Below are 23,994 nucleotides of genomic sequence, written 5' to 3' on the forward strand. Positions count from 1 at the left end.
AGCCGTCGATTCGACGACCGCGTGGACCTAGCCCTGTCGTCGAGGCTGAGCAGGGGTCTGCTGGACGACCCACGCGGCGAGGGCCAGGCGGTTGGGGACGCGCAGTTTGGTGTAGACCCGGCTGAGGTGGGTCTCGACGGTTCGTCTGGTGGCCTTCACCTCCCGCGCGATCTCCTCGTTGCTCAGGCCGCGGGCGATGAGGAGGGCGATGCGCTGCTGGTGAGGTGTGAGTTCCTGCCAGCCGCCCGTGGCGCGGGGAGCGGTCGGCGGGGTGTCACCGGTGGGTGGGCGCAGTGCGAGGGCGTAGACCTCGTCGGTGGGCAGGTGCCAGCCGGTGTCGTAGTGGGTGGTGAAGCTGCGCTGCCCGATCTTGTCGATCACCATCCGCTCGGCGATCGTGGTCTGGTCCCGGAGCGGGATGAGGTAGTTGACCTTCGAACCCGCGTTGACCTGTTGGCGGACCGCGCCGCCGTAGAGCGTTGCCGTCAGCTCGGGGACCGCGGTGCGGGCCAGCGCCCAGTAGATGGCCGTGCCGGACCACGCGCTCCCCCACTTGTCGCCGAGGGCGACCTGGGTCCGCAGACCGGCCTGGAACTGCCGCACCGCGTCCTCCGGATCGCCTCCGAACAGCAGCGGGACCAACCCCGCGGCCCACAGCGCCCAGCTCTCCGCCCACTGCGCGCCGCCCTCGTGCGCCTCGGTCATGCACCGCCGGGCGGTGGATTCCGCTTCACGTTCGTCGCTGCCGATCAGGCCCGCGCCCAGGCTGAGCACGAGGGTGGCCTGGTGCTTGTCACCGGTGAGGTGTGCCGCGGGACCTGCCGCCGCCGTGTACTTCTCGACCGCGCGCCGTAACAGGACGAGGGACTCCGGCTCGCCGCGGGCGAGCAGCCCGTAGGCGCCCTCGACGAAGTCCGCGGCGGCGGGAGGACGGTCCGACAGCCCGAGCGCCGAGACCAGGTCACGGCAGTTGTCGCGCATGCTCGCGGCTTCCTCGTGGTCGCCCTGGCACAGCAGGATCCAGCCCCGCATCGCCGTGGCGGACACGAGGAGCGGGCCCGCGTCCGGAGGGCACCGCTCCATCAGCCGCTTGAGCCAGGTGCCCCCTTCGGGCAGCAGGCCGGAGAACCACCAGAAGCGCAGCCGGGCCAGGTTCAGCGCGATCTCCAGGCCGAGTTCCGGCTCGTCGTTGTCCCGCAGCCAGGCCATGGCACTGCGGAAGTTGTCCAGTTCGCGCGCGGCGAGGGCCAGCCACGCGACCTCGTCCGGCCCGTCGCCGGGGGTCAGCCAGGTGTCGGCGGCCAGCCGGGCCAGGTGGCTGAAGTGCCGGGCGTGCACGCCGCGTATCCGCGGTTCGTCCCCGCGCTCCCGGAGCTTGCTCAGCGCGTAGTCGCGGGTCGGCGGGAGCATGCGGTAGCGGCCGGTACCGGTGTCGACCTGGAGCATGGTGTTGTCCACCAGCGAGCCGAGCAGGTCGATGACCTCGCCGCGGTCGATCCCGTCCCCGCTGCACACGTGCTCGACGTCCTCCAGGTCGCACCCGCCGGTGAACACCGCGACGCGCCCCAGCAGCACGCGTTCGGACTCGGTGCACATCAGGTAGGTGTCGTCCTGCGCCATGCGCAACGTCTTGTGGTGGGGCTGGGGTCGTCGCGTACCGCGGCTGGTGAGCAGCGCGCCTCCGGCCAGTCGTTGCAGGACGACGGCGGGTGGCAAGCCGGACTTGATGCGCGCGGCGATGAACTCCAGCACCAACGGCAACCCGCCGGACCAGCGCGCCAGGTCCAGCGCGTCCGGCAACTGCTCACGGGGGATGCCGCGGCCGGCGGCGGTGACGAGGTGCAGCAGCAGGGTCGTGGACTCCGAGGCGTCGTCGACGTCGGCGTGTTCACCGGGGATCGACAGCGGCGCGAGGGGGATCAGGAGTTCCAGCGGCAGCCCCACCTCCATCTTGGACGTGGCGAGGATTTGCAGCGAAGGGGCCTCGGACAGCAGGATCGCGGCCAGGTCCCCGACGGCGTCGCGCACCTTCTCGCAGTTGTCCAGGACCAGCAGCGGGCCCACGAGGTCCTCCTCCCCCGGCAGGCCGCCAAGTCCGTCCGCGTCGGGGTCGAACGGCTGCCGCGCCAGGTGCGTGACCAGGACGTCGACCGGGTCCTGGGAGGACACGTCGGTGATGCCCAATGCTTCCTGGGTCTTGCGGGCGATGGTGTCGAGGTCGAGGTCGCCCCGCTGCGGTGTGTGGTCCTGCGCCTCGTCGAGGTCGGCGAGGTAGACGAAAGCGGTTCGGCGTCCTCGCGCGCCCACGACGGCCATGACCTCCTGCGCCATGCGGGTCTTGCCGATGCCCGACGGGCCGCCCAGGGTGATCAGCCGCTTGGCGGGTCTGCCGTCCGCGTCGACCTCCCGCAGCGCTTCGAGCACCTCCGCCACGGCCTCGTCACGACCGACGAGCCGCGACAGCGCGGCACCGGACCTCGTCGGGTTCCGCCTCATCGTCCCGCTTCCACCTGCCACGACCACTGCCTTGTTCTCCTCGACGGGGTCCATTCAACCGCGCGCGTCGACCACCATGCCCGGTCCGGGGGTGAGGATCAGCTCCGGGTCGAAGCGGTGCTTCCCCGCGACCACGTCGGGCCAGGTCTCGCCGTAGTGCCTGCGCCACGCCCGCGCGGTCCACTCCTTGGCACCGATGGGGTAGATGAAGCTGTCCTCGCAGTCGTCCGAGCCCGGACGACCGTCCTCACCGGCGTCGGGAGCCGCGGCGGGGGTGACGCCGAACCGCTGCTCCCACACGGCGTTGCGGGCCAGGGCGCGGGTGCTGAACGTCGCCGGTGCCCCGGTGTCCGCGCTGCTGGTCGTCAGCGCGTCGCAGAGCCACACGCGCCCGGTCCGCTTCGGCACCCGCAGGCGCGGCGCCGTGAACCGGTCGGCGTCGTGGGGGAAGGCCAGCACGAACCCGGTGCCCGGTGACCAGTCCTCCGGCGACATCGACCGCACGAGCGCCGCCATGTGGTGCTCGACGTCCTCGTCGGTCACGAACACGTCGAACCAGGGTTTCTTGAGCCGGTCCCAGACGCCGTCCCGGCGGACCTGCTCGAACATCGTGTCGTGGGCCAGTGCGAAGGACAGGTAGTCGTGCTCGCCCCGCGTGTGGCGGTCGGCCGCAGGCAGGTCTCGCAGCACCTGCGGGTCGTCGGTCGTGCCGCGGTCGTGGAACCGGGCCACGTGCACCCGGAACTCCGGGCCGTCGGCCCCGGTGGGCGGCCACACCCAGAGGAACACCTCGTCGACCTCGCGCCTGTCCATCAGCGTGCGCATCGCCGCGAACGCGTCACCGACGCGGTCGGCTCCGAACACCAACTCGTGCGTGTGGACCACGTCCGGGACCGCGACCATCTCCAGGCGGACCCTGGTGATGATCCCGACCTGGCCGAGGCCGCCCAGCGCCGCCGCGAACAGGTCCGGGTGCTGCTGCCGCGAGCACCACACGACGTCGCCACGTCCGGTGACGACCTGCATCTCCCGGACCAGTTCGACCTGCCCGCCGTACCGGTAGGCCGCGGAGATGCCGCCGACGCTGAGGGTTCCGCCGACGGTCAGCCCCAGGAAGTGCGTCAGCGCGGGGAAGCGCACCCCTCGGTCCGCGGCTTCGACGACCAGGTCGTGCCACAGCACACCGGCGTCCACGTCGACGAAGTCCTCACCGACGGTGTGGATCCCGTGCAGGAAGCTCATGTCGACGACCAGCCCCTCGGGCACGAGCCCCTGGCCGTAGACCGTGTGCTTGGCGCCGCGGGCGGCGACGGTGATCCGGTGCCGCGCGCAGAAGGCGATCATGGCGGCGATGTCCTCGACCCGGCGGGGACGCAGGACCGCTCCCGGCCTGCCGAACACGATGTTGCCCATGTCCCCGCTGTGCTCGTCGAGCACCGCCTCCGACATCAGCAGCGACCCCGCCAGGTCCGGTGTCGGCACCACCGGGCCGCCCGCGGTGTCCGTGACGAACACCCACCTGCGGCGGAGCGGGTCGAACGTGACGCCGACGACGTGACCGACCTCGGTCGGGGTGGCGGAAGCGGGCACAAGGTCTCCTCGTGGTGATCGGACGGCGGGTGTCGCGAGTGGACGGACGGTCGCCGGTGGCGTGCGCGGAGGCACCTCTGGAGGATTCCGGGCTCCGCGACCGGGTGTGTACGTGTTCTCCGACCAAACCGCCGAGTCCGACACGTACGTGGCCTCACAGGCCTTGCGACCTCGATCGCGTGGCGTTGTCCTGGTCGAACTCGTGCACGACGGTTCCGTGGACGTACGTGTCGTTCCGGGGGCGTACGTGACGAGAAGATCGACTGGGGCCGGAAAGCACGTACGCGGACCTCGGCGGAGTCCGCAAGGATTACGCGGTGTTCCCGATGCCGCGAGAAGTCGGTGCTGTGCAGTCGCTCGCCGCGAGACTCGACGTGAGACAGGTTTCCGAAGGACGTGACGTGTTGACCCGGTCCACCGCGACCGAGCTGTGGGGATTGTCCGCGGTGCTGCTGGTCGTCCTGTTGGTGTTGCTGGTCCGTCAGAGACACGTCACGACCGTGCAGCGGCGGCGGATCCGATCGGCCGAGCGGGACGTCTCCCTGCGGGACGAGGAGTTGGAGAACCTCCTCGGCAACCGCCTTCCCGCGGAGGTCGACCGTGCGGGCGGAGCGGACGTCGAGGTGCCCGCGGCACGCCATCCGGAACTGCGGAGCACGCGTTTCGGGGAGCTGTGCGAGGCCTTGGTCGTGATGGTGGGCGCCTCCGAGGCAGGTGCCCACCAGCGGTCCAGCGACGAGGCCAAGGAGACGGTGCGGGGCATGGCCGCCGCCGTGCAGAGCCTCGCCGCCGAGCAGCAGGTCGCGGTGTCCGGCATGCAGGCCAAGCACAACGACCCCGCGGTGCTGGAGGGACTGCTGCGCATCGACCACGCCAATTCCCAGCTCGGGCGCCGCGCGCAGGTCCTCGCCGTGCTGTGCGGCGCGTGGCCGGGCACGCAGCGCTCGGCCTCCGAACTCTCCGACGTCGTGCGGGGCGCGGTGTCGCGCATCCGCGACTACCTGCGCATCGAGGTGCGGGTCGACCTGCCGGTCGCCGTCGTGGACACCCACGTGGAACCGGTGGTGCTGGCGGTCGCGGAACTGCTGGACAACGCGGCGCGGTCGTCGCAGACGGGCACGCTGGTGCGGGTCCACGCGGAACTGGGCCACAACGGGGTCTCGGTCATCATCGACGACGCCGGGGTGGGCATGACCTCCGAACAGGTCGGCAGGGCGGCGAAGTTGGTGTCCGGGCGCGAACCGGTGGACATCCGCAGGCTGGGCAACCCACCGCAGACCGGGTTCGCGGTGTGCGGGGTGCTGGTCGCCAAGTACGGCTTCCAGGTCTCCGTCGACACCAACTCGCCGTACGGCGGGGTGCGCGCCGTGGTGTTCGTGCCCAACACGCTGCTCGTCAAGGCCGAGGTGAGCGCGCCGGTGCCCAAGACGAGGGTGCGGGACGCGCCCGGCACGTCGACCCCGGCGAACGGCACGACGCCCAACGGACTGCCCATGCGGCGCAGACACGTCCCGCCGCCCGCGAGCACGCCGGTACCCGAAGTTTCTCCGGCCTCGCGGCAGGAGGTGCCGCAGAGCGCCGAGCGGACGGCATCGGCCATCAGGTCGTGGCAACGGGCCAGTGCCGCGGTCGCGACCGAACGACCACTCGCCGGGAACCTCGGTGACCAGCCAACGGAGGACCGCCAACCATGATGCCGACCGTGACGAACAACGCCCTGGGCTGGATGCTCGACCAGGCGTTGCAGAGCGTGCCGCACGCGCTGGACGCGATCCTCTTCTCCTCGGACGGGCTGCTCATCGCCCACACCGCGGGCCTCGGCCGGGACGACGCCGAACCACTCGCGGCCGGGTTGTCCGCCTCGGCCGCGCTCGCCAGGCAGAACAGCGGATCCCTGTCCGACGGGCCGCGGGGGTGGAGGCAGAGCATCGACGAGTACGAACGCGGCTACCGGCTGCTCATGGCGGCCGGGCCGGGCGCCGTGCTCGCCGCCACGGCCACCGTGGTGGTCAACCTGGGTGACCTCACCTACCAGATGCAGAAGCTGGTGCAGCGCGTCGGCAAGGAGCTGACCAGTCCACCCCGGCAGGACGCAGGCAGCCCGTCATGACACCGGGCAGGGGTGGCAGGGCGCTGGTGCGCTCGCACGTGGTCACGGGCGGCCGCGCGACACCCAGCCGCAACACCCTCGACCACATCACCCTGATCACCGCGACCAAGGACGACGTCGCCGGTCTGGAGCCGGAGAAGCGGCGCCTGGTGCGCTTGTGCCGGGGCGGGTGGCTGTCCGTCGCGGAGGCCGCCTCCCACCTCGACCTCCCGATCAGCGTCACCAAGGTGCTGCTGGCCGACCTCGTCGACAGCGGCCACATCACCGCCACCGCACCGGCCGCGCCCGCGGGCGTTCCCCCGCGACAGCTCCTGAAGGACGTGCTCGATGGGCTCCGCGCTCTCCTCTGATCCCGCGTACCTGCCCGCCACGGTGCGGCGCGCGGCGAAGATCCTGATCACCGGGCACTTCGCCGTCGGCAAGACGACGTTCGTGCGGACGCTGTCCGAGATCGAGCCGCTGCGGACCGAGGAGGTCATGACGCAGGCGGGTGAGCTCGTCGACGACCTCGCGGGTGTTCCGGGCAAGAAGACCACCACCGTGGCGATCGACTTCGGTCGCCGCACGCTGAGCGACAGCCTCGTGCTGTACCTGTTCGGCACCTCGGGCCAGGACCGCTTCGTCCACCTGTGGGAGAGCTACGCGCAGGGCGCGCTCGGCGCGCTGGTGCTCGTCGACCCCCGCAGGCTGGCCGACTCGTTCGACATGATGGCGCGCCTGGAGGAGATGGCACTGCCCCACGCCGTGGCCGTCAACCACTTCGACGGCGCTCCGCGCTACTCCGACGACGAACTCCGCCAAGCGCTCGACCTGCTGCCCGACACCCCGCTGGTGACCTGCGACGCACGCGACCGCGCGTCGTCGGTCCGCGCGGTGATCGAACTGGTCGACCACCTCCTCGACCACCTGCGGGAGCTCGTGTGACCCACCACCTTCCGGCCGAGGCGCCCCCGCCGGAGTGCCCCGCCCACCACCGCACCGCTCTCTACGGCCCGCGGTTCGCGGCTGATCCGGCAGGCACGTACGCGCTGCTGCGCGCGCACGGCCACGTCGCGCCGGTCGAACTGGCTCCGGGCGTCCCGGCGTCGCTGGTGATCGGCTACCGGACAGCGCTGGAGGTGCTGCGCGACCCGACCACGTTCCCCAGGGACCCGCGCCGGTGGCAGGACGGCGTTCCGCCGGACAGCCCGGCCCTGGGGATGATGCGCTACCGACCGAACTGCATGTTCGCCGACGGCGCGGAGCACGCCCGCTTGCGCGGCGCGATCACCACGTGCCTGGCCAGGGTCGACCACACGACCCTCCGCGCGGACACCGTGCGCATCGCCGACGAGCTCATCGACGGTTTCGCCGCGGCAGGACGGGTGGACCTGCTCGCGCAGTACGCCCGGCCGCTGATGTTCATCCTGTTCACCAACCTGTTCGGGTGCCCGCCGCACCTCAGCGAGCGGCTGCTGGTCAACACCAAGGCGCTGTTCGACGGTCACGAGCCCGAAGCCGCCGACCGCGCCCTCAACGCCACCCTGCGGGAACTGGTGGAACTCAAGCGGCGGCGGCCGGGCCAAGACGTCGTGTCCTGGCTCCTGGACGCCGATCTGAGCGACGAGGAGCTGTGCCAGACGATCCTCGTGCTCATGGGCGGCGGCTCGGAGCCGACCGCGGACCTGATCACCAACGCCCTGCACCGGATGCTGTCCGACACCGGTCTCGGCGGAGGGCTCGCCAGCGGCGTCGTCCGAGTCGACGACGCGATCGACGAGGTCCTGTGGGTCGATCCGCCGATGGCGAACTACAGCACCTCCCACCCCCGTGAGGCGGTGACGCTCGCGGGCGTCGTGCTGGCGGCCGACCAACCGGTGGTGATCAGCATGGCGGCCGCGAACACCGATCCGGCGCTGAACCCCGCCGACCACACGGGGAACCGCTCACACCTGGCGTTCAGCGCGGGCCCGCACGCCTGCCCCGTTCCGGAGATGGCCAGGCTCCTGGGGGCGGCCGCGGTCGAGCGGGTCCTGGACAGGCTTCCCGGCCTCGGCCTGGACGACAGCGCGAGACCGGTCCGGTGGAGGGAGGGCCCGTTCAACCGCGGCCTGTTCGCACTGCACGCCCGCTTCACTCCGCCACCCGACCCGGTCGGACCGGCGGCCGCACCGGCTCCCCCGACCACGGCTCCTCCCCCGGTCCCGACGAACCCCGAGGCCCCGCCGTTCAGGGCTCGCCTGCGCGACCCGGTGGTGCGGTGGTGGCACGGGCAGTAGTCCGGCGGCTCGGGTGACGTGGATTCCCCCTGGGACTGCGTCTACGTGTGATGGCGAGTCCTCCGCGACGACCCGCGGGCCGCCCCGTCCTGCCGGGTACGTGTGGCGTAGGACTGAGCGAGGCGGTCCTGCAGTTTCGCGTGGCGGAATTGGTAGACCGGACCTGCCGCGCGGAGTATTCCGAGTCGGTGGGTGTCGTCGAGGAACTTCAGCAACCGCAGCGGCACCCGTCCTCGGGCACGCAGCACGACAACGGTCACCAGGTGCTGTCCACTTGCTTGTCCGAGCCCGTAGGTGAAGCCGATGACGGACCCGAACACGGACCCGAACACGAGGACGGCCACCAGTTTGCCGCCGAACCCGGCCATGGACGCGAACACGAGTCCGAACGCGCACCCGAGCACCGGCCCGAACGCGAAGCCGCACGCGAGTGAGTAGAGGTAGAGCAACCGCAGATCGCGGTGGAAGGTAACGGTCGGGGTCTGTGGACCTTCGTTCGTCAACGGAGTCTTCGCCCACTCGACGAGACCGACCACGAGGCTGAACACAGGTCCGAACGCGAGCCCGACCACGGACGCGCCCAAACTCCTGTCCGCCAGTCCGAAGACGACACCGACGACCAGCCCGATCACCAAACCGGCCCGGATGACGGGCCAGGTCACCAGCTTCCGCGACAGCAACCGGATCCGTCCCCGAAGTCGCAGATCGGCGTACACGGGCTCCTCTGAAGTGGACCCGCTCACGAGCACGAACACCAAGCCGATGAACGGTGCGAACACGACCGCGAAGTCGAATCCGAACACGAACAGGGCTGCGAACAAGGCCGCGGTCACGACTACGGTTCCAAGCCCGAGCCTGATGAGCGACCTGGTTCGCCGGGACACGGCGAGGCTCAATTGCCACCAGGCGAGATCGCGACTGCCGATCACCTCCAGGTGGTGGGCCAGGAACGCGAGCCACTTCTTGGCGTCGGTGGGATCCCAGGACTTCCGCGGCCCGAACGGGTGTTCCTCGTCAGCCTCCTGCTGGGGAGGATTGGCTGTGATCAGTGCGTCGACGAGGTGGTCGAGCAGGTGCTCGGTGATGGCGTCGACGGTGGCGAAGCGGTTGGTGTCGCACAGTTCGGCGGGGCCGGCGTTGGCCTCGAGGTAGACCTTGCGCACCAGCCACAAGGTCAACGGGCTGGACAGCGCTCGGCTGATCAGGCTGCTCTGGTCTTCCCTCAACGCCGTCAGCAGGGTCGCCCAGCGGTCGACGGTGCTGCGCGGGAGGCTGCGTTCCAGGTAGGTGGCGGCATCGGCGGCCTTGAGCCGGTCCGGCTCGATGATGGCCGCACCGGTGAGACCGCGCCTGCCTTGGTGGGCAAGGGTCTGCTCGTACTCGGTCGTCCGGCAGGTGAGGATGAGCGAGTCCTCGGCCGCCGCGTTGAGCCGGTCGAGGACCGTGGAGCGAATCCGTTCGGGCAGCTCGTCCAAGCCGTCCAGAACGGGCAGGATCCGCCTCTGCTCGACCAGGGCACGGCTCGCGTTCGGGCCGAAGTCAGCGGCGCGCAAGGCCGGGTAGCCCTCGGTGAGTCGCCGCGCCACCCACGTGTGGAGGGTTTCGGCGCCAGGATCCCAACCGGACATCGAGAGGAGCACGGGCACCGGCTCCACGCCTTCGGGCCGCACGAGGAGTTCGCGGAGCAGCAGAACGGCCAGCGTCGTCTTGCCCATACCGGGATCACCGAGGATCACCAGCCGACGTGCCGGGAGCCTGCGGAACGCCGTGGCCATGTCGTCGACGCGGTCGGTACGACCTTCGAACCGGGGAACACCTCGGCCGATCAAGTACCTGAGCGGTCTCGGACGAGCGACGTGTCCTGCGGGGCCGGACGTGTCGAGCTCCGTGAGCCGCCAGCGCACCGCGACAGGAGCGGGGTCGTCCAACTGGCGGACGACGATCTCCGCCCGCCACTGGGCCAGCACCAGATCGGCCAGTTGCCGCTGAGCGGCGTCGACTTGGTCAGGAGAGGACACCGCGGGCAGCGGGAGCGGTGATCGGCGTGCCCAGAGGATCAGCGCCAGCGCCAGGGGTACCAGTCCGGCGATCAAGGCACCGACCTTGGCCGCGGAGTCCAGTCCCGCGGGGGTGCGCGACGCCAGGACGATCGCCGCCGCTCCGGTCGTGATCACGACCAGCGCGACCGCCCACCGCTTCCACCCCGTCACGCTTCAAATCCTCGCGCCTTCCGGAGGGGAAGGGGCACAGCAGATTCGGAACCCCCCGGATGGCGTACTGCCGCTGCCGAATCCGCGGCGGCCGTTCCCCTTGCTGGACCGCGTTGTCGAGGAGTTAGGACGTCTTCACCGGGTGCTCACGGCTGGCTGAAGGTGCGGCGGTAAGCGGTCGGGCTGGTGCCGGTGGCCTTGCGGAAGCGGGCGCGGAAGTTGGCGGGGGTGCCGAGGCCGACCCGTCGGGTTATCTCGTCGATGCCGGTGTTGCCGGATTCGAGGAGTTGCTTGGCGAGGTCGAGCCGGGCGGCCAGCAGCCACTGCTTCGGTGACACACCGGTCTCCTCGACGAAGCGGCGGGCGAAGGTGCGCTCGGACATGACCGCGTGCTTGGCCAGCCTCGGGATCGACAGCTCCTCACCGAGGTGCCGCAACGCCCACTCCTGGGTCCGCGCGAGCGACCGGCCGGACGCCTGCGGCATCGCCCTCTTGATGTACTGGCGCTGACCGCCCGCCCGGTGCGGTGCGGCGACCGCGAACCTGGCGGCGGTGTTGGCGGCCACCGCACCGTGGTCGCGGCGGACGACGTGCAGGCACAGGTCGAGGCCCGCGGACGCGCCGGCCGAGGTCAGAACCTGACCGTGGTCGATGTAGAGGACATCCGGGTTCACCGTGACCCGCGGATGCCTTCGAGCCAGGAGTTCCGCCGCCCGCCAGTGCGTGGTGACGGTCAGCTCGTCGAGCAGGCCGGCCTCGGCCAGGGCGAAGACGCCCGAACAGATGGACACCATCCGGACGCCGCGCGCGTGGGCTTGGCGCAGCGCCAGCCGGGTGGCGGCCTCGATCGGCCGGTCCAGGCTGTAGCCGGGGACGACCAGGGTGTCCGCCCGGAGCAGTTCGTCGAGTCCGCGGTCGACGTTCAAGGAGTAGCCGTCGGAGCTCGGCACGGCGCCCGGCTCAGGCGCGCACAGGCTGAGTTCGTAGTGGTCGGGCAAGGAGCCGAACACCATCAGCGGAACGCCGAGGTCGAAGGTCACCACTCCGTCCAGGACCAGGACCGCGAGCTTGCTGACCTTCGCGCCGACCTGCATGGCAGAAAAATAGCACATGTTGTCATAACAGCCACTCGATCACTCCTAGGCCGATCACTACCGTCTTGGCCATGAGCTTCGACAAATCGATTTTCACCGAACGCCCGCTCGCCGTGGCAATGCTTCTCTTCGATGGCCACACCGCACTCGACTTCGTCGGTCCGCACACGGCGTTCGCGGGCGCGGGAATGGAAGTCCACCTCGTCGCCGAAACGCTCCGGCCGGTGCTCACCGACTCCGGGTTCGCGATCTCGCCGACTGCCACGTTCGACGACTGCCCTGCCGAGGTGGACATCCTGTTCGTGCCGGGAGGGGCGGTGGACAAGGCGATGCTGAACGACGCGGTCATCGATTTCCTCGTCGACCGCGGCTCCAGGGCCTCCTACATCACGTCGGTCTGCAACGGATCGCTCGTGCTCGCGGCGGCCGGGCTCCTCGACGGCTACCGCTCGGCGACCCACTGGGCCACCCGCGACCACCTGGCGCGGCTGGGTGTCGAGGTGTCGACCGAACGCGTGTGCGTGGACCGGAACAGGTTCTCGGGCGGCGGCGTGACCGCCGGAATCGACTTCGGCCTCACGATCGTCGCCCATGTTCTCGATGACGACGCCGCGAAGTTCTGCCAACTCGCCATGGAATACGACCCGAAGCCGCCATTCGACGCCGGGTCCCCGGAGGGTGCCGGACCCGCGGTCGTGGCCCGGTTCAACCAGTTCACGGCGGAATTCAACGACATTTTCAACAACGCTGTGTCCCGCGTGCTCGAACAGCGTGAAGCGGCGGTGTCGAAATAGGCGGTGTGATGTCACCGAATGGTGGACGAGGTCTCGCCACGCCCGGCCACATCTGACGTCGAGGCTGCGCCGGGCGGAGACGGAAGGCTTGTACGCCGTCGCAAGAAGGGCGAACGGTTGAGCATTCACGGCCCCGGTGATCGGGGAAAGGATTCGATCACCGACAAGAGGAGCTGTGATGACCACCCGCACGGACCACACGACGTTCACCATCGACAACTCGGCGATCGTGCTGATCGACCACCAGGTCGGCACGATCGGCTGGGCGGGCGAACTGTCGTCCCAGGAGCAGCGCGACCAACTGAGGATGTGGGTGCTGGTGCTGGCCCGCTTCGCCAGGAGCGCGAGCATCCCCGTGGTGCTGACCAGCGGCCAGGAGGACCAGGCCCAGGGCCCGCTGCTTCCGGAGTTCGAGGAGATCCTGCCCAAGGAGTACGAGGCCCGCGTTCAGCGGACCGGCGTCGTCAACGCTTGGCACGACAAGGCCTTCGTCGACGCGGTGCGCGACACCGGTCGGACCCGGCTGATCATGGCAGGGGTGACCACGGACGTGTGCCTCGTGCCCCCGGCCCTGTCGGCCAAGGCCGAAGGGTTCGACGTCGTCGCGTTGACCGACGTCTCCGCCGCCTCCACCGGCACCGCGGCGCTCAACAGCCGCGACCTGCTGCGGCAGGCAGGCATCCCGCTGCTGACCGTCGCGCCGATGATCTCCGGTCTGCTGGGCGACTTCGCGGTGCCCGCCGCGGCGGGCTTGTTCGAGGCCATGGCCGCGGAAGGCGTCTACGAGGCCTTCGCCAAGGGCGACCTGCGATGACCCCGACATCGCTGGAGATCGGCATCGACAACTTCGTCTCGCACGTCATCGACCCGAGGACAGGAGTCGCGTACCACCCGGCGGAGCGGATGCGGCAGTTCCTCGCGGAGGTCGTCGCCGCCGATCGGGCCGGGGTCGACACGTTCGGGGTGGGCGAACACCACCACGAATACTTCCTCGACTCGGCGCCGAGCCTCATCCTCGCCGCCGCGGCGGCGCTGACCGAGCGGATCCGGTTGCGCAGTGCCGTGACGGTGCTCAGCGCGGACGATCCCGTGCGCCTGTTCGAGCAGTTCGCCACCCTCGACGTCATCTCCGGGGGACGGGCCGAGATGGTGCTCGGACGCGGATCGTTCACCGAAGCGTTCCCCCTGTTCGGGTTCGACCTGGCCGACTACGACTCGCTCTTCTCGGAAAAGCTCGACCTGATGCTGCGGTTGCGCGCCGAACCTTTCCCGCACTGGCGCGGAACGCACCGGCCGCCGCTGACCGGTCAGGGCGTGTTCCCCCGCCCGGTGCAGGAGAAGCTGCCGATGTGGATCGGGGTCGGCGGTACCCCCGCGTCCTTCGTCCGGGCGGGAGCGCTCGGGCTACCGCTCATGGTGGGGATCATCGGCGGCGATCCGCGGCGGTTCCGCCCGTTGCTCGACCTCTACCGCGAGGCAGGGCGGAAGGCCGGGCACTCCCCCGAAGACCTGCTGGTCGGCGTTCACTGCTTCGGGTTCGTCGGCGACACCGACCGGCAGGCGGCCGACGACTTCTGGCCGGGCTACGAGCGCACGATGTCCACCGTGGGCAGGCAACGCGGCCTGCCCGCCCCCGATCGCGCCCGGTACGACTCCGAGATCGGTGAGCGCGGGAGTTTCTTCATCGGCAGCCCCGACACCGTCGCCCGCAAGATCCGCGACCTCGGGCGCGACCTCGGTGGCATCTCGCGGTTCACCCTTCAGATGACGAACTCCGTGATGGCCCCGGAAACCATGCTGCGATCGGTGGAGCTGTTGGGAACCGAGGTCAAACCACGGGTGCTTCACCTGCTGTCGCTGGTGTGAGGTGCGGCGCGGGGGCCACCCGCGCCGCACCTTCAGCGTCGCCGCAGCCGGTAGGCCAACGGCGACTCGCCCGCGTGTTGTTTGAAGGCGGTGCTGAACGCGCTCTCCGACGCGTACCCGAGCCGCGCGCCCAACGGTCCGATGAGGACGTCGCTGTCGCACAACGCGCGCTGCGCCAACAGCATCCGCCACTTCTTGAGGTAGGTCAGCGGTGGAACGCCCGCGATGGAGCGGAAGTGCCCGGCGAAGGACGTGCGCGACATGGCCGCGGTCCGCGCGAGCCCGTCCACCGTCCACCGCTCGCCGGGCCGGGTGTGCAGGAGCTTGACCGCCGGGCGCAGCCGCTCGTCGGTGAGCAGCCGCAGCCAGCCCGACGGCAGTTCGATCCGTTCGACGTAGGCGCGCAGCACGTCGAGCACCATGAGCTGGGTCTCCTGCCTGATCGCGAACGCCGAACCGATCCGCTCCGTCCTCGTCTCGGCCAGCAGGCGGTCCAGGCTGCACCGCAAGCGGGTGGCCGCGGTCGCGGAGGCCCGTACGTGCCCGAGCGGCGGGAGGACGTGCAGCAGCAGTTCCCTGCCGACGGCGTTGAGGTCGACACGGCTCTCCACGACGACGTCGGCGCCACCGCCGGTCTCGAAGAGTCCCCTCGCCAGGGGCACACGAGTGGACGGGATCTCCAGGGGGACCTCGTCGTCGTCGCCACCCCGGACTTCCCACCGGGAGCGGTCGGCGAGCACGGCGACGTCTCCGGTCTCCAACCGCGCCGGGTGGTCGACGCCGTCGGTGGTCAGCCTGGCACTGCCGTTGGCCACGACGAGCAGGGTGAGTGGAGCGGGAGTCGCGGAACGGGCCACCCAGGTGCCGCGCGCGACGAACCCCGACGACGTCAGGGCGGTCGTCCTGACGAGGTCGAGTACGTCGGACACGTGATCATCGGTCGCCCCGACCGCCAGCGCGCGCATCCCGTTTCCCCTCCCCTGAGCGGTTCTTCCCGATGTCGAGGACCCGCCGGGATTGACGATTTCCATCAACCTTGATGTAAATTTACCCGAGACTCGCAGCGGGCGGGACGCACGCGGACCACGAGGAGCGGATGGACCCCACCGACGACCGGCTTCGGCTCGACGAGGACAAGCGGGAGGCCTGGACCGCGTTCGCCTCGGTGCTGCTCACCCTGCCCGCCGCGCTGGACGCCCAACTGCGGTCAGCCGCGGGCATGACGTTCTACGAGTACCTCGTGCTCTCCGGCCTGACCTACGCGCGCGGGGGCGCTCTGCGCCTGTGCGACCTCGCCGTCATCACGAACGGTTCGCAATCACGGCTCTCCCAGGTGGTGGCCAAACTGGAACGGCGCGGCTGGCTCGTCCGGCGGCCAGACCCCGGCGACGGCAGGGCCACCATGGCCGTGTTGACCGAGGCAGGCCGCGAGCACGTCGACCGGGCGTCGCCCGGCCACCTGGAAGTGGTCCGCAAGCTCGTCTTCGACCCCCTGACCACGTCGCAGGTCCGCCAGATGCGCGAGATCAACCGGCGCGTGCGGACGGCCATCGACCCCGATGGCGACGTCCTGTTCCAGACGCACAAGGCCTGAGCGGTGCTCCCCCGCTCCGTAGAGCCCACCTTGCCGGTCGCGGCCGAACGTGGTCAGGCTCAGACCGCCTGGGTCCTGAGGTCGCGTTCGAAGCCGCCGTCGTCTCGCCAGAGGCGGAGTACTCGGCCGTACTTGAGGCCCCCACCCGGATAGCCGGACCGGATGAACGTGACGAGGTCGTTGGGTGGGCAGCCGAGGTCGACCCGCGGGACCGTGGTGGCCTTGTCCCGCAACTCCTCCGCCCACCGGGTTTCCGCCTCGGGTGTGGGCTCGACGCTCGTGAGGTCCTCGTCGTCGCACCGTCGGATCATCGCGGCGACGTGCTCCGCCTGCTGGTCGAGCTGGTGGGTGAAGACGAACGACAGCGCGGCCTGCGTGATGGTGCCGACCGTGAAGAAGTTCGGGAACCCCGCGACCTGCACCCCGTGCAGCGATCGGACGCCAGAGGCCCACTTGTCGGCCAATGCCTCGCCGCTACGCCCGATGATCGGGAACGACCCGGCGGGCGCGCGGCCGTCGTCGATGTCGAAGCCGGTGCCGAAGATGATGCCGTCGACCTCGAACTCCTCGTCGCCGCAGCCGATCCCCCGAGGCGTCACCCGCTCGACGCCTCTGCCCCTCGCGTCGACCACGGTCACGTTCGCCCGGTTCAGCGACTGCAAGTAGGTGTCGCTGACCTGGGGCCTGGTGCACCCGAAGTTGTAGTACGGCATGACCAGCTCGGCCGTGGCGGGGTCGTCGACCAGCGCCGACATCTCGGCGCGGATCTTCTCCATCAGGGCGTAGTTGATCACGAGCACGCGGGTGGCGGGATCGGCGCCCTCGACGTGGACCGCGAGTTCGGGCGGCGGGGTCAGGGCCCAGTCCGCCACCAGCCTGCTGAGGTTCGACACGGCGTCGTCGAGGAGGTCCCGTTCGGGCTTCTGCCCCGGCGGGTTCTCCACCGACGCCATGATGTTCTCGATGCGCTCCCGCTGCCATCCGGGAGGTTGGGCGCGGTACCAGTCCGGATCGGTGGGCCGGTTGCCGCGCAGGCGCACGATGTTCGGCGTTCGCTGGAAGATCACCACCTCGTCCGCGTGCTCCGCCAAGTGCGGGACGAACTGGATGGCCGAGGCCGAGGCGCCGACCACCGCGACGCGCTTGCCCTTCAGCTTGACCAGCCCTCCCTCCGGGTCGCCGCCGGTGAAGCCGAAGTCCCAGCGGCTGGAGTGGAAGGCGGCGCCCTCGAAGCTGTCGAGTCCCTCCACGTCGGGGACGACCGGACGCCCCAGGTTTCCGGCGCTGACGCAGAGGAAACGGGCGCGCATCTCATCGTGGCGATCGGTCTTGACCACCCATCGGGCGGTGTCGGCGTCCCACCGCGCCTCGGTCACGCGCGTCCCGAGGCACGCGTCGCCGGTCAGGTCGAAGTGGTCGGCGAGCCGCTCGGCGTACGCGCGGATCTCCGTCGCGCCGGGGTGCTTCTCGCTCGGCATCACGCCCACCTCCTCCAGGAACGGGAAGTACACGTAGGCCTCGGTGTCGCAAGCGGCGCCGGGATAACGGTTCCAGTACCACACGCCGCCGAAGCCGGACGCCGCCTCGATCACGCGCACGCGGGACACGCCCGCCTTGCGCAGGTGCGCCCCCGTGACGAGCCCGCCGAACCCGCCGCCCACCACGATGACGTCGACCTCGTCGGAGAGCGGCTCGCGCTCGGTGTGCTGGACGACGAACGGGTCCGGGCCGACCACCGGCCTGCTCGCTCGCGGGGGTCGATCACCCGTCGGACGCACCCGGCGTTTCTCGGTTTCCTCCTGGTACCGCAGGTACTTCGTGCGAACGGCGACCGGGTCGAAGCCAAAAAGGACATCACCCTGCTCGCTGGCGTCCATGTGTTTCTCCTTGCCTGGGTGGGCATTCGTCGCGCGGTCGGAGTAGTCTGGTTCGGTTCGACCGGCTGTCAGACCGCCTGCGATTCCGTGAACACCTCCCGGAACGTCCGGGGGCGGCGGCCGAGCAGTTCTTCGAGGGTCGGGTCCACCACCGAGAACTCGCCCGCGCGACAAGCGGCGAACAGACCGAGTCCCATGTCCACCTGGGCTTCGGGCAACCCGTGCGCGAGACCGTTGCGCTTGAACTCGTCGTCGCTGATCACCGTGCGCGAGACGTCCCGTCCGGTGACCTCGGTCGCGATGGCGGCCAGGTCGTGGAAGGTGAGGGCCTGCGACGAGGTCAGCGGCGGAGTGATCCCGTCGAGCCTGCCCTCCTCGGTGAGCGCGATGACCGCCGCACGGGCGAGGTCCTCGTGCGCGGTCCAGGACACCGGTCCGTCCGCTGGCAGCGGGAGCGAGCCGCTCGCCAGGCCCCTGCCGAGGAACTGGATCGCGCTCGCCGCGTAGAACCCGTTGCGCAGCGAGGTGAACGGCACGCCTGACTCCTGGAGCGCGATTTCGGTGGCGGCGTGGTCGAGCATGGGCGCGAACGCCGAGTCGGGACCGGCTGCCATCTGGCTGGTGTAGACGACGCGGCCCGCGCCGACCGCCATCGCCGCGTCGATCGCGTTGCGGTGGTGCCGAACAGCGCTGTCGCCCGCGGAATTGCTGGAGATCACCAGCACCCGCGAGGCGCCTTCGAACGCGTGGCGGAGGCTCGCCGGGTCCGCGAAACCGCCCTGCCGGACCCGCACTCCCCGCTCGGCGAGCGCTTCGGCCTTCGTCGAGTCGCGGACGCTGACGCCCACCTGGTCCGCGGGCACGGCCGCCAGCAGCCCTTCGACGACCAGCCGTCCAAGTTGTCCAGTCGCTCCGGTAACGATGATCACGATCGCTCACCCTTCGGCGGTGTTTCCAGTGATTCGCTCGAACAGTATCACTGATATTTCCACCGGAAACAGACGAGTGTTATCGTCGATCCATGACGTCGAGAACCGAGGACGGCGAGCCGGACCCCGCGGACCGCGGCCGGGACCAGGTCAGGCAGCAGATCATCCGAGCCGCCACCGACCTCCTCGCCCACGGCGGTCGCGACGCCGTGACCACCCGCTCGGTGGCGGTCGCGGCGGGCGTCCAGCCGCCGGTCATCTACCGGCTGTTCGGCGACAAGAGCGGCCTGCTCAAAGCGGTCGCGGAAGCGGGTTTCGACGCCTACCTGCGCGCTCACCACCAGATCGGCCAGGACTGCCAGGACCCCGTCGACGACCTGCGCGCGGGTTGGGACCTCGCGGTCGAGTTCGGCCTGGACAACCCCGCGCTCTACACCCTGACCTACAGCGGACCCGCCGAGGCCGACTCGGTCGCGTTCGCGGCGAGCATGGACCTGCTGATGCGCCGCATCCGCCGCATCGCCTCCCACGGCTTGCTCCGGATCGACGAGAACCTCGCGGCACTGACCATCCACGCCACCGCGCGCGGCGCCGTCCTCACCGCGCTCTCCCTACCGGAGGACCAGCGCGACCCGGCACTGCTGACCACGCTGCGCGAGGCCATGATCACCGCGGTGACCCACCAACGCCCACCAACGCACGAACCAGGCCCCGCAGGCGCCGCCCGCGCCCTGCGCGCCTCGCTGACCGACCAGACCGTGCTGACCGCGGGCGAGCAGCACCTGCTCCGGGAGTGGCTGGACCGCCTCACGACCGACGCCCACCACCACGTCGACGAGCCAGAGACGGTCTGACCCTGACAGTGCTTCGCCGCCGGCCCTGCCCGCCTGCCATCGATCGTCATGGAATGCGCGGTGGACTGCACGGAGGTCCTCAATGGACTACCACTCACGCATCACGCCATGCGTCGACGTAGGCGAAAAGTCCCGCGATCACATTCATTGATGAATATTCTTTTCCTGCCGGAAAATTTCCGGATATATCAGCCGAAGTGAACGGTCGGATTCCAGGATATTTGCGAATTACACGCTCGCCTCCGCAATGAAAACTCACTCCTCCGGCCGCGCGACAATCGAGGGTGATGAACACCGCCGACATGTCACAATAACCGTGCGGATTCGCCCCAGACCCCGGCGGATGGCGACTGATCAGGCCGATCCAGGGGAGGGGTTTGCCCATGTCCACGCTTGAACCCTTGTCGAGTTCGATGCCCGAAGCGCACACCGTGACAGGCCGACTGGGGGCGGCCGATGTCGACGCCCTGGAGAACACGACCCGAATTTTGCGGGCTCTGGACCAGAAGCACGGTGGCGCCCGATGTCTGGACATCGTGATTTCCGCGCTATCCGCGGCTGACGCGCTGCTCGATAGTCCTGCCGGCGCGGCGGTCGCCGTTCGAACGCGCACAGCGGTCGCAGACCTGCACAATCTCGCGGGCTGGGTATACTTCGACGCCGGGTCGCACCACGACGCGCTGCGTGAGCTCGGTCGCGCGTTGGAGTTGGCCGACAACGGCGAATTGGCCGCCAATGTGCGTTACCGACTCGGGCGGGTCTTCCTGCACCACAACGGACCGGGCCGAGCGTCCGAGGAATTCCGGCTCGGCGCGATGGCCCTGACCACCAGGGGTTCCGCTCTCTCCAAGGCCATCCTGTGTGCGAACCAGGCGTGGGCTCAGGCGATGATGGGCATCAAGGACGAAGCACTCGTCCAAATCTCTCGCGCGGCGGAACAGTTCGAGAAAGCCCGCCGAACCGCCGTACCGGGATGGGCATCATTCTTCACCGCTACCGATCTGCTGTCCATGACCGGTGTCGTCTACACCGAACTCGCCCAGACCTCGGACCGCCGCTTCGCCAGTCTCGCGGTACCCGCACTTTCGGCCGCGGCCGCTGACTACGGACCGGGCATGCCGCGCAGCAAAGTGTTCTGCCTGATCGCGTTGGCGACAGCGCTGCTCACGGCAGGCCGAACGGGAGCTGCCATGACGGCCGGACACGAGGCGCTCGAGTTGTGTCCGGAACTGGAATCAGTTCGCGTCCTGGATAGGTTCGTGGCGTTGGGAAGGCTGGTCGGGCGGTTCGACGACCGGGCCGATGCCCGCCACCTGCTCGAACGAATCAACACGTTCCGGCATGCAGCGAGAACCACGTGACCGCGCTGACTGTTCATCGGCAGAGTCGTGTGCCGCCCGCTTGAGCATCCCGAAGTCTTTTACCGGCCTTCGCGGAAGTTCACCGCGGACGAACAGGAGATCTCGGCCCACACGGTCTTGCCCTTCGTTCGGGCATCCACGCCCCAGCGTTCGGACAGGTGCTCGACGATGGTCAACCCCCGACCGCGACTGCCGCTTTGTCGTGACTGGCCGAGAACGAGGTCACCGGGTGTGGAGTCGTCGACCTCGACACGAACGACGCGCGGTTCCGGGGAACAGCGGAGCCGGACATGACGGGGTCCGCCTGCGTGGTCGAACGCGTTGCTCACCAATTCGTTCACCACCAACACGCAGTCTTCCCGGTCGTCCTCCCCCAGGTCGGCCAAGACCTCGTCGACCCAGTGGCGCACCTCTCCGAGCTGCGTGGACCGTGAGTCGAGATCCAGAGCGGAGCAGATCTGTCCGGTCTGCGCGGCATCACTGTCGACCACGCACTCCACCCTCCTTCCACTGACGAGCTTCATTCGCGCGGAAACGTCGTCCGATTGGGCACTGACGACCGCCAGTGATCACTGACCCGCGAGCGGCGGCGCGGGGTGCCGCAAGGGCGCGCCCGCGTCGTGGAGGTGGCGCAGGACCTCGCCGTAGAAGGCTCGCATGCCCGCCTTGCTGTACGGAATGGCGTGCCGTGCGCAGAAGTCCTCGACGATGGGTTGGGCGCGGCGGAGGTTGGGACGGGGCATGTGCGGGAACAGGTGGTGCTCGATCTGGTGGTTGAGTCCGCCCAGCAGCGCGTCGACCCATCGGCCACCGGTGACGTTGCGGGAGGTGAGGACCTGCTTGTGCAGGTGGTCCAGGCGTTGGCCGGAGGCGATGATGGGCATGCCCTTGTGGTTGGGGGCGAAGGAGCAGCCGAGGTAGACGCCCATGACGCCCTGGTGCACGGCGATGAACGCCACCGCCTGCGGCGGGGACAGCACCCAGAACACCGCGATCAGGTACCCGGCCAGGGGCACGACCTGCACCATGCCTTCCAGCCAGGGACGATCGATCTCGCGTCGCCACACGGCGCGCAGGCTGGAGAGCCGCAACACGACGGCTTCGGCCAGTAGCAACGGGAAGAACAGGAACGCCTGGTACTTCGTGATCCACCGATACAGGCCGCGTTTGTCGCCTGCCTGCTCGCGGCTGAAGGCGATGGCGTGGATCTCGATGTCGGGGTCGTGGTCCTCGTGGTTGGGGTTGGCGTGGTGGCGGGTGTGCTTGCCCACCCACCACTGGTAGCTGATCCCGGTGACGCCGCCGTGCAGTTGGCCCACGAGGTCGTTGTAGCGGTGCTTGCGGAAGATCTGCCGGTGTCCGGCGTCGTGGCCGATGAACGCGAACTGGGTGCAGACCACCGCGAGGAGCGCCGCGGTCAGCATCTGCCACCAGGAGTCGCCCACCAGGACGAACACCAGGCCGGTGGCGGCGAGCAGGACGACGTTGATCGCCATGCGCGCGAAGTAGTAGCCGCGCCGCCGGTCCAGCAAGCCGACCTCCTTGATCTCACGGGTCAGGCGCGCGAAGTCGCTGCCCCGTTCGGCAGCAGGCGCGCGGGCAATGGGATCGGACAATGAGGTCATGAGCTTGCCCTTCAGGCAGACCGGTCGTTTCCGGAGTGTTTCCGCTGCCGCCGGACTGAAACCCCTGAACAGCTCTGGATACCAGTCGCCCTCGTGCTGCTCCACCACAGCGACGAACTTCCACGACTCACGGGTGCGCTCGCGGCTGGTCAGGATTGATCATGCGGTCGAGCATCGCGGGTGGCCGGAAGCGACCTGGATTCGTCGCCGTTCGCCGCTCGTGATGACCGGCTGGCCGAGCCGCGTCCTGACGGCGCCGGTCGTGCTCAGCCAGTCGAGGAGGAGCTGGTGGACGTCGTCGTGGCGCAGCAGGTCGAAGTGGGTGAGTCCGCCCAGCCACCGCCGATCGGCGTTCTGCTCGGGATCGGCGGCGCTGGAGGGGCTGACCATCAGATCGCCGAGGACGCGGCCCAGCACGCTGTTCTCGGAACGGGACAGCGTGGCGGACACGTGGAGCTGCCGAACGTTGTTCGGCAGTACCGCTTCCACCTGTTCGACGACGTCGTCGTCCGCCCACTGGTGTTCGTGCAGATAACCCTCGGCCAGGTCCTTGATGCCATCGCTGCGCAGGGCCAGCAGCCAGGACAGCGGTGCGGCGGGCCGGACGCGGGCGAGCAGGCCCGCGAGGCGGGCGACGGAGCGCTCCAGGGGTGCTCCGGTGTGCGGTGTCCCCAGGCACACCAGCCGGGTGACCAACGACGACCACCGGATCGTTCGGGCGTGGGCCTGGTGCACGGCGCTGCGCGCCACCAGTCCCCCCATCGAGTGCCCGACCAGGACGATGTCGGTCACGTCCACCGGCCACCTGTCGACGAGGAGGTCGAGCAGATCGGCCAGTTCGCGGCCGTTGTCGGAGACGTGGCGGCCGGAGTTGTAACGCACGTAGACCGGTGTGCACGGCAGGGCGGTGGCGAGCTTGTCACCGAGGTCCGTGCCGGGGCGCCCCCGTCCGAGCCGATCCGTGTGGAACCAGGAGCGTTCGGTGTCGACAAGGCCGTGCAGGAACACCACCAGGCGTCCCTTCGCCGACGGGTAGGCCGCCGCGAGCGAGGCGCGGTCCGGGTGGATCCGCCGGTGGTCGAGTCGAACGGACATCGCCGCGGGCAGGGCGTCGCCGCGCACGGATGCTTGTTCGCTGATGGCACCATTGGCGAATCCGATCATCCGCTGCCCGACCTCGGACTTGACCAGCGCTGAGGGCAACCGCACCTTCGAGGCGGCGTGGTCCGGCAGCGCCCGGACCACGCCCAGCAGGGTTCCGAGGAACTTGGGCACCAGGTCGACGCCGAGTCGACCGGTCGCCGGGATGGGCGTCGCGGGGCCGAGCGCCATGCGG

At 69.7% G+C, this 23,994-nt stretch carries 22 protein-coding genes; 11 read left to right on the forward strand and 11 right to left on the reverse strand.

From position 1 onward, the window contains the following. Positions 1 to 27: 27 nt before the first annotated feature. Both NZH93_RS39340 and NZH93_RS39345 read right to left on the reverse strand, forming a co-directional pair. Complete coding sequence (locus tag NZH93_RS39340) at positions 28 to 2,496, reverse strand: ATP-binding protein (RefSeq protein ID WP_259628404.1); 2,469 nt, start codon at positions 2,494 to 2,496, stop codon at positions 28 to 30. 54 nt (positions 2,497 to 2,550) lie between these two features. After that, a complete protein-coding gene (locus tag NZH93_RS39345) occupies positions 2,551 to 4,086 on the reverse strand; it encodes an FAD-binding protein (protein WP_259628405.1) in 1,536 nt (511 codons plus the stop codon). 401 nt (positions 4,087 to 4,487) lie between these two features. Between NZH93_RS39345 and NZH93_RS39350 the strand changes: the two genes are divergently transcribed. The 5 genes from NZH93_RS39350 to NZH93_RS39370 are packed head-to-tail and all read left to right on the forward strand — an operon-like array spanning position 4,488 to position 8,454. Next, on the forward strand, positions 4,488 to 5,780 hold the full coding sequence (locus NZH93_RS39350) for an ATP-binding protein (protein ID WP_259628406.1): 1,293 nt from the start codon (positions 4,488 to 4,490) through the stop codon (positions 5,778 to 5,780). Positions 5,781 to 5,788: 8 nt separating this feature from the next. After that, a complete protein-coding gene (locus NZH93_RS39355) occupies positions 5,789 to 6,196 on the forward strand; it encodes a roadblock/LC7 domain-containing protein (protein ID WP_259628407.1) in 408 nt (135 codons plus the stop codon). After that, on the forward strand, positions 6,193 to 6,546 hold the full coding sequence (locus NZH93_RS39360; RefSeq protein WP_259628408.1) for a DUF742 domain-containing protein: 354 nt from the start codon (positions 6,193 to 6,195) through the stop codon (positions 6,544 to 6,546). Before NZH93_RS39355 ends, NZH93_RS39360 begins: the two co-directional genes overlap by 4 nt. Further along, entirely contained in the window at positions 6,524 to 7,120 is a 597-nt protein-coding gene (locus tag NZH93_RS39365) for a GTP-binding protein (RefSeq protein ID WP_259628409.1), read from the forward strand. The genes NZH93_RS39360 and NZH93_RS39365 overlap by 23 nt, the downstream gene beginning before the upstream one ends. Continuing rightward, entirely contained in the window at positions 7,117 to 8,454 is a 1,338-nt protein-coding gene (locus NZH93_RS39370) for a cytochrome P450 family protein (RefSeq protein ID WP_259628410.1), read from the forward strand. The genes NZH93_RS39365 and NZH93_RS39370 overlap by 4 nt, the downstream gene beginning before the upstream one ends. A gap of 41 nt (positions 8,455 to 8,495) precedes the next feature. Here NZH93_RS39370 and NZH93_RS39375 read toward each other — a convergent pair whose 3' ends face one another. Together NZH93_RS39375 and NZH93_RS39380 are read right to left on the reverse strand one after the other, a co-directional pair. Further along, a complete protein-coding gene (locus tag NZH93_RS39375) occupies positions 8,496 to 10,664 on the reverse strand; it encodes an NACHT domain-containing protein (RefSeq protein ID WP_259628411.1) in 2,169 nt (722 codons plus the stop codon). Positions 10,665 to 10,810: 146 nt separating this feature from the next. Continuing rightward, entirely contained in the window at positions 10,811 to 11,758 is a 948-nt protein-coding gene (locus tag NZH93_RS39380) for a GlxA family transcriptional regulator (RefSeq protein WP_259628412.1), read from the reverse strand. 71 nt (positions 11,759 to 11,829) lie between these two features. On the opposite strand from NZH93_RS39380, the gene NZH93_RS39385 reads away from it, so the two are divergent. The 3 genes from NZH93_RS39385 to NZH93_RS39395 all read left to right on the forward strand — a co-directional run bounded on the left by NZH93_RS39385 (position 11,830) and on the right by NZH93_RS39395 (position 14,418). Next, the gene (locus NZH93_RS39385; protein WP_259628413.1) at positions 11,830 to 12,552 is read left to right on the forward strand and encodes a DJ-1/PfpI family protein; all 723 of its coding nucleotides are present in this window, start codon (positions 11,830 to 11,832) and stop codon (positions 12,550 to 12,552) included. A gap of 178 nt (positions 12,553 to 12,730) precedes the next feature. Continuing rightward, positions 12,731 to 13,366: an isochorismatase family protein gene (locus NZH93_RS39390; RefSeq protein ID WP_259628414.1), complete on the forward strand. Its 636-nt coding sequence runs from the start codon at positions 12,731 to 12,733 to the stop codon at positions 13,364 to 13,366. Beyond that, positions 13,363 to 14,418 (forward strand): LLM class flavin-dependent oxidoreductase, encoded by a 1,056-nt coding sequence (locus NZH93_RS39395; protein ID WP_259628415.1) that lies wholly within the window; start codon positions 13,363 to 13,365, stop codon positions 14,416 to 14,418. The genes NZH93_RS39390 and NZH93_RS39395 overlap by 4 nt, the downstream gene beginning before the upstream one ends. 32 nt (positions 14,419 to 14,450) lie before the next feature. Here the strand turns inward: NZH93_RS39395 and NZH93_RS39400 are convergent, their stop codons facing one another. After that, positions 14,451 to 15,383: an AraC family transcriptional regulator gene (locus NZH93_RS39400; protein WP_259628416.1), complete on the reverse strand. Its 933-nt coding sequence runs from the start codon at positions 15,381 to 15,383 to the stop codon at positions 14,451 to 14,453. A 131-nt stretch (positions 15,384 to 15,514) separates the two neighbouring features. On the opposite strand from NZH93_RS39400, the gene NZH93_RS39405 reads away from it, so the two are divergent. Continuing rightward, complete coding sequence (locus NZH93_RS39405; RefSeq protein WP_259628417.1) at positions 15,515 to 16,012, forward strand: MarR family winged helix-turn-helix transcriptional regulator; 498 nt, start codon at positions 15,515 to 15,517, stop codon at positions 16,010 to 16,012. Positions 16,013 to 16,071: 59 nt separating this feature from the next. Here the strand turns inward: NZH93_RS39405 and NZH93_RS39410 are convergent, their stop codons facing one another. Continuing rightward, entirely contained in the window at positions 16,072 to 17,889 is a 1,818-nt protein-coding gene (locus tag NZH93_RS39410) for a flavin-containing monooxygenase (RefSeq protein ID WP_259628418.1), read from the reverse strand. A gap of 68 nt (positions 17,890 to 17,957) precedes the next feature. Then, entirely contained in the window at positions 17,958 to 18,818 is an 861-nt protein-coding gene (locus NZH93_RS39415) for an SDR family oxidoreductase (protein ID WP_259628419.1), read from the reverse strand. A 92-nt stretch (positions 18,819 to 18,910) separates the two neighbouring features. Between NZH93_RS39415 and NZH93_RS39420 the strand changes: the two genes are divergently transcribed. Continuing rightward, positions 18,911 to 19,672, forward strand: coding sequence for a TetR/AcrR family transcriptional regulator (locus NZH93_RS39420; protein ID WP_259628420.1), 762 nt, complete (start codon positions 18,911 to 18,913; stop codon positions 19,670 to 19,672). Positions 19,673 to 19,766: 94 nt separating this feature from the next. Here NZH93_RS39420 and NZH93_RS39425 read toward each other — a convergent pair whose 3' ends face one another. Next, a complete protein-coding gene (locus tag NZH93_RS39425) occupies positions 19,767 to 20,057 on the reverse strand; it encodes a hypothetical protein (RefSeq protein ID WP_259628421.1) in 291 nt (96 codons plus the stop codon). On the opposite strand from NZH93_RS39425, the gene NZH93_RS39430 reads away from it, so the two are divergent. Next, positions 20,056 to 21,033: a tetratricopeptide repeat protein gene (locus NZH93_RS39430; protein ID WP_259628422.1), complete on the forward strand. Its 978-nt coding sequence runs from the start codon at positions 20,056 to 20,058 to the stop codon at positions 21,031 to 21,033. The two genes, NZH93_RS39425 and NZH93_RS39430, sit on opposite strands and share 2 nt — an antisense overlap. Positions 21,034 to 21,092: 59 nt before the next feature. Here the strand turns inward: NZH93_RS39430 and NZH93_RS39435 are convergent, their stop codons facing one another. From NZH93_RS39435 to NZH93_RS39445, 3 genes are all read right to left on the reverse strand, one after another. Next, complete coding sequence (locus NZH93_RS39435) at positions 21,093 to 21,533, reverse strand: ATP-binding protein (protein ID WP_259628423.1); 441 nt, start codon at positions 21,531 to 21,533, stop codon at positions 21,093 to 21,095. 69 nt (positions 21,534 to 21,602) lie between these two features. Beyond that, the gene (locus tag NZH93_RS39440; protein ID WP_259628424.1) at positions 21,603 to 22,658 is read right to left on the reverse strand and encodes a fatty acid desaturase family protein; all 1,056 of its coding nucleotides are present in this window, start codon (positions 22,656 to 22,658) and stop codon (positions 21,603 to 21,605) included. A 159-nt stretch (positions 22,659 to 22,817) separates the two neighbouring features. Continuing rightward, positions 22,818 to 23,990 carry an esterase/lipase family protein gene (locus NZH93_RS39445; RefSeq protein ID WP_259628425.1) on the reverse strand — a complete coding sequence of 391 codons (1,173 nt, stop codon included), beginning with the start codon at positions 23,988 to 23,990 and terminating at the stop codon, positions 22,818 to 22,820. Positions 23,991 to 23,994 lie beyond the last annotated feature (4 nt).

This window comes from Umezawaea endophytica (genome assembly GCF_025061645.1).
GTDB lineage: Bacteria > Actinomycetota > Actinomycetes > Mycobacteriales > Pseudonocardiaceae > Umezawaea > Umezawaea endophytica.

What these genes read in the sequence shown, in the direction of transcription:
- NZH93_RS39340 (WP_259628404.1), bottom strand. Translation starts at nt 2,496, where the DNA reads ATGAGGCGGAACCCGACGAGGTCCGGTGCCGCGCTGTCGCGGCTCGTC.
- NZH93_RS39360 (WP_259628408.1), top strand. Translation starts at nt 6,193, where the DNA reads ATGACACCGGGCAGGGGTGGCAGGGCGCTGGTGCGCTCGCACGTGGTC.
- NZH93_RS39365 (WP_259628409.1), top strand. Translation starts at nt 6,524, where the DNA reads ATGGGCTCCGCGCTCTCCTCTGATCCCGCGTACCTGCCCGCCACGGTG.
- NZH93_RS39380 (WP_259628412.1), bottom strand. Translation starts at nt 11,758, where the DNA reads ATGCAGGTCGGCGCGAAGGTCAGCAAGCTCGCGGTCCTGGTCCTGGAC.
- NZH93_RS39385 (WP_259628413.1), top strand. Translation starts at nt 11,830, where the DNA reads ATGAGCTTCGACAAATCGATTTTCACCGAACGCCCGCTCGCCGTGGCA.
- NZH93_RS39390 (WP_259628414.1), top strand. Translation starts at nt 12,731, where the DNA reads ATGACCACCCGCACGGACCACACGACGTTCACCATCGACAACTCGGCG.
- NZH93_RS39395 (WP_259628415.1), top strand. Translation starts at nt 13,363, where the DNA reads ATGACCCCGACATCGCTGGAGATCGGCATCGACAACTTCGTCTCGCAC.
- NZH93_RS39400 (WP_259628416.1), bottom strand. Translation starts at nt 15,383, where the DNA reads ATGCGCGCGCTGGCGGTCGGGGCGACCGATGATCACGTGTCCGACGTA.
- NZH93_RS39405 (WP_259628417.1), top strand. Translation starts at nt 15,515, where the DNA reads ATGGACCCCACCGACGACCGGCTTCGGCTCGACGAGGACAAGCGGGAG.
- NZH93_RS39410 (WP_259628418.1), bottom strand. Translation starts at nt 17,889, where the DNA reads ATGGACGCCAGCGAGCAGGGTGATGTCCTTTTTGGCTTCGACCCGGTC.
- NZH93_RS39420 (WP_259628420.1), top strand. Translation starts at nt 18,911, where the DNA reads ATGACGTCGAGAACCGAGGACGGCGAGCCGGACCCCGCGGACCGCGGC.
- NZH93_RS39430 (WP_259628422.1), top strand. Translation starts at nt 20,056, where the DNA reads ATGTCCACGCTTGAACCCTTGTCGAGTTCGATGCCCGAAGCGCACACC.
- NZH93_RS39425 (WP_259628421.1), bottom strand. Translation starts at nt 20,057, where the DNA reads ATGGGCAAACCCCTCCCCTGGATCGGCCTGATCAGTCGCCATCCGCCG.
- NZH93_RS39440 (WP_259628424.1), bottom strand. Translation starts at nt 22,658, where the DNA reads ATGACCTCATTGTCCGATCCCATTGCCCGCGCGCCTGCTGCCGAACGG.
- NZH93_RS39445 (WP_259628425.1), bottom strand. Translation starts at nt 23,990, where the DNA reads ATGGCGCTCGGCCCCGCGACGCCCATCCCGGCGACCGGTCGACTCGGC.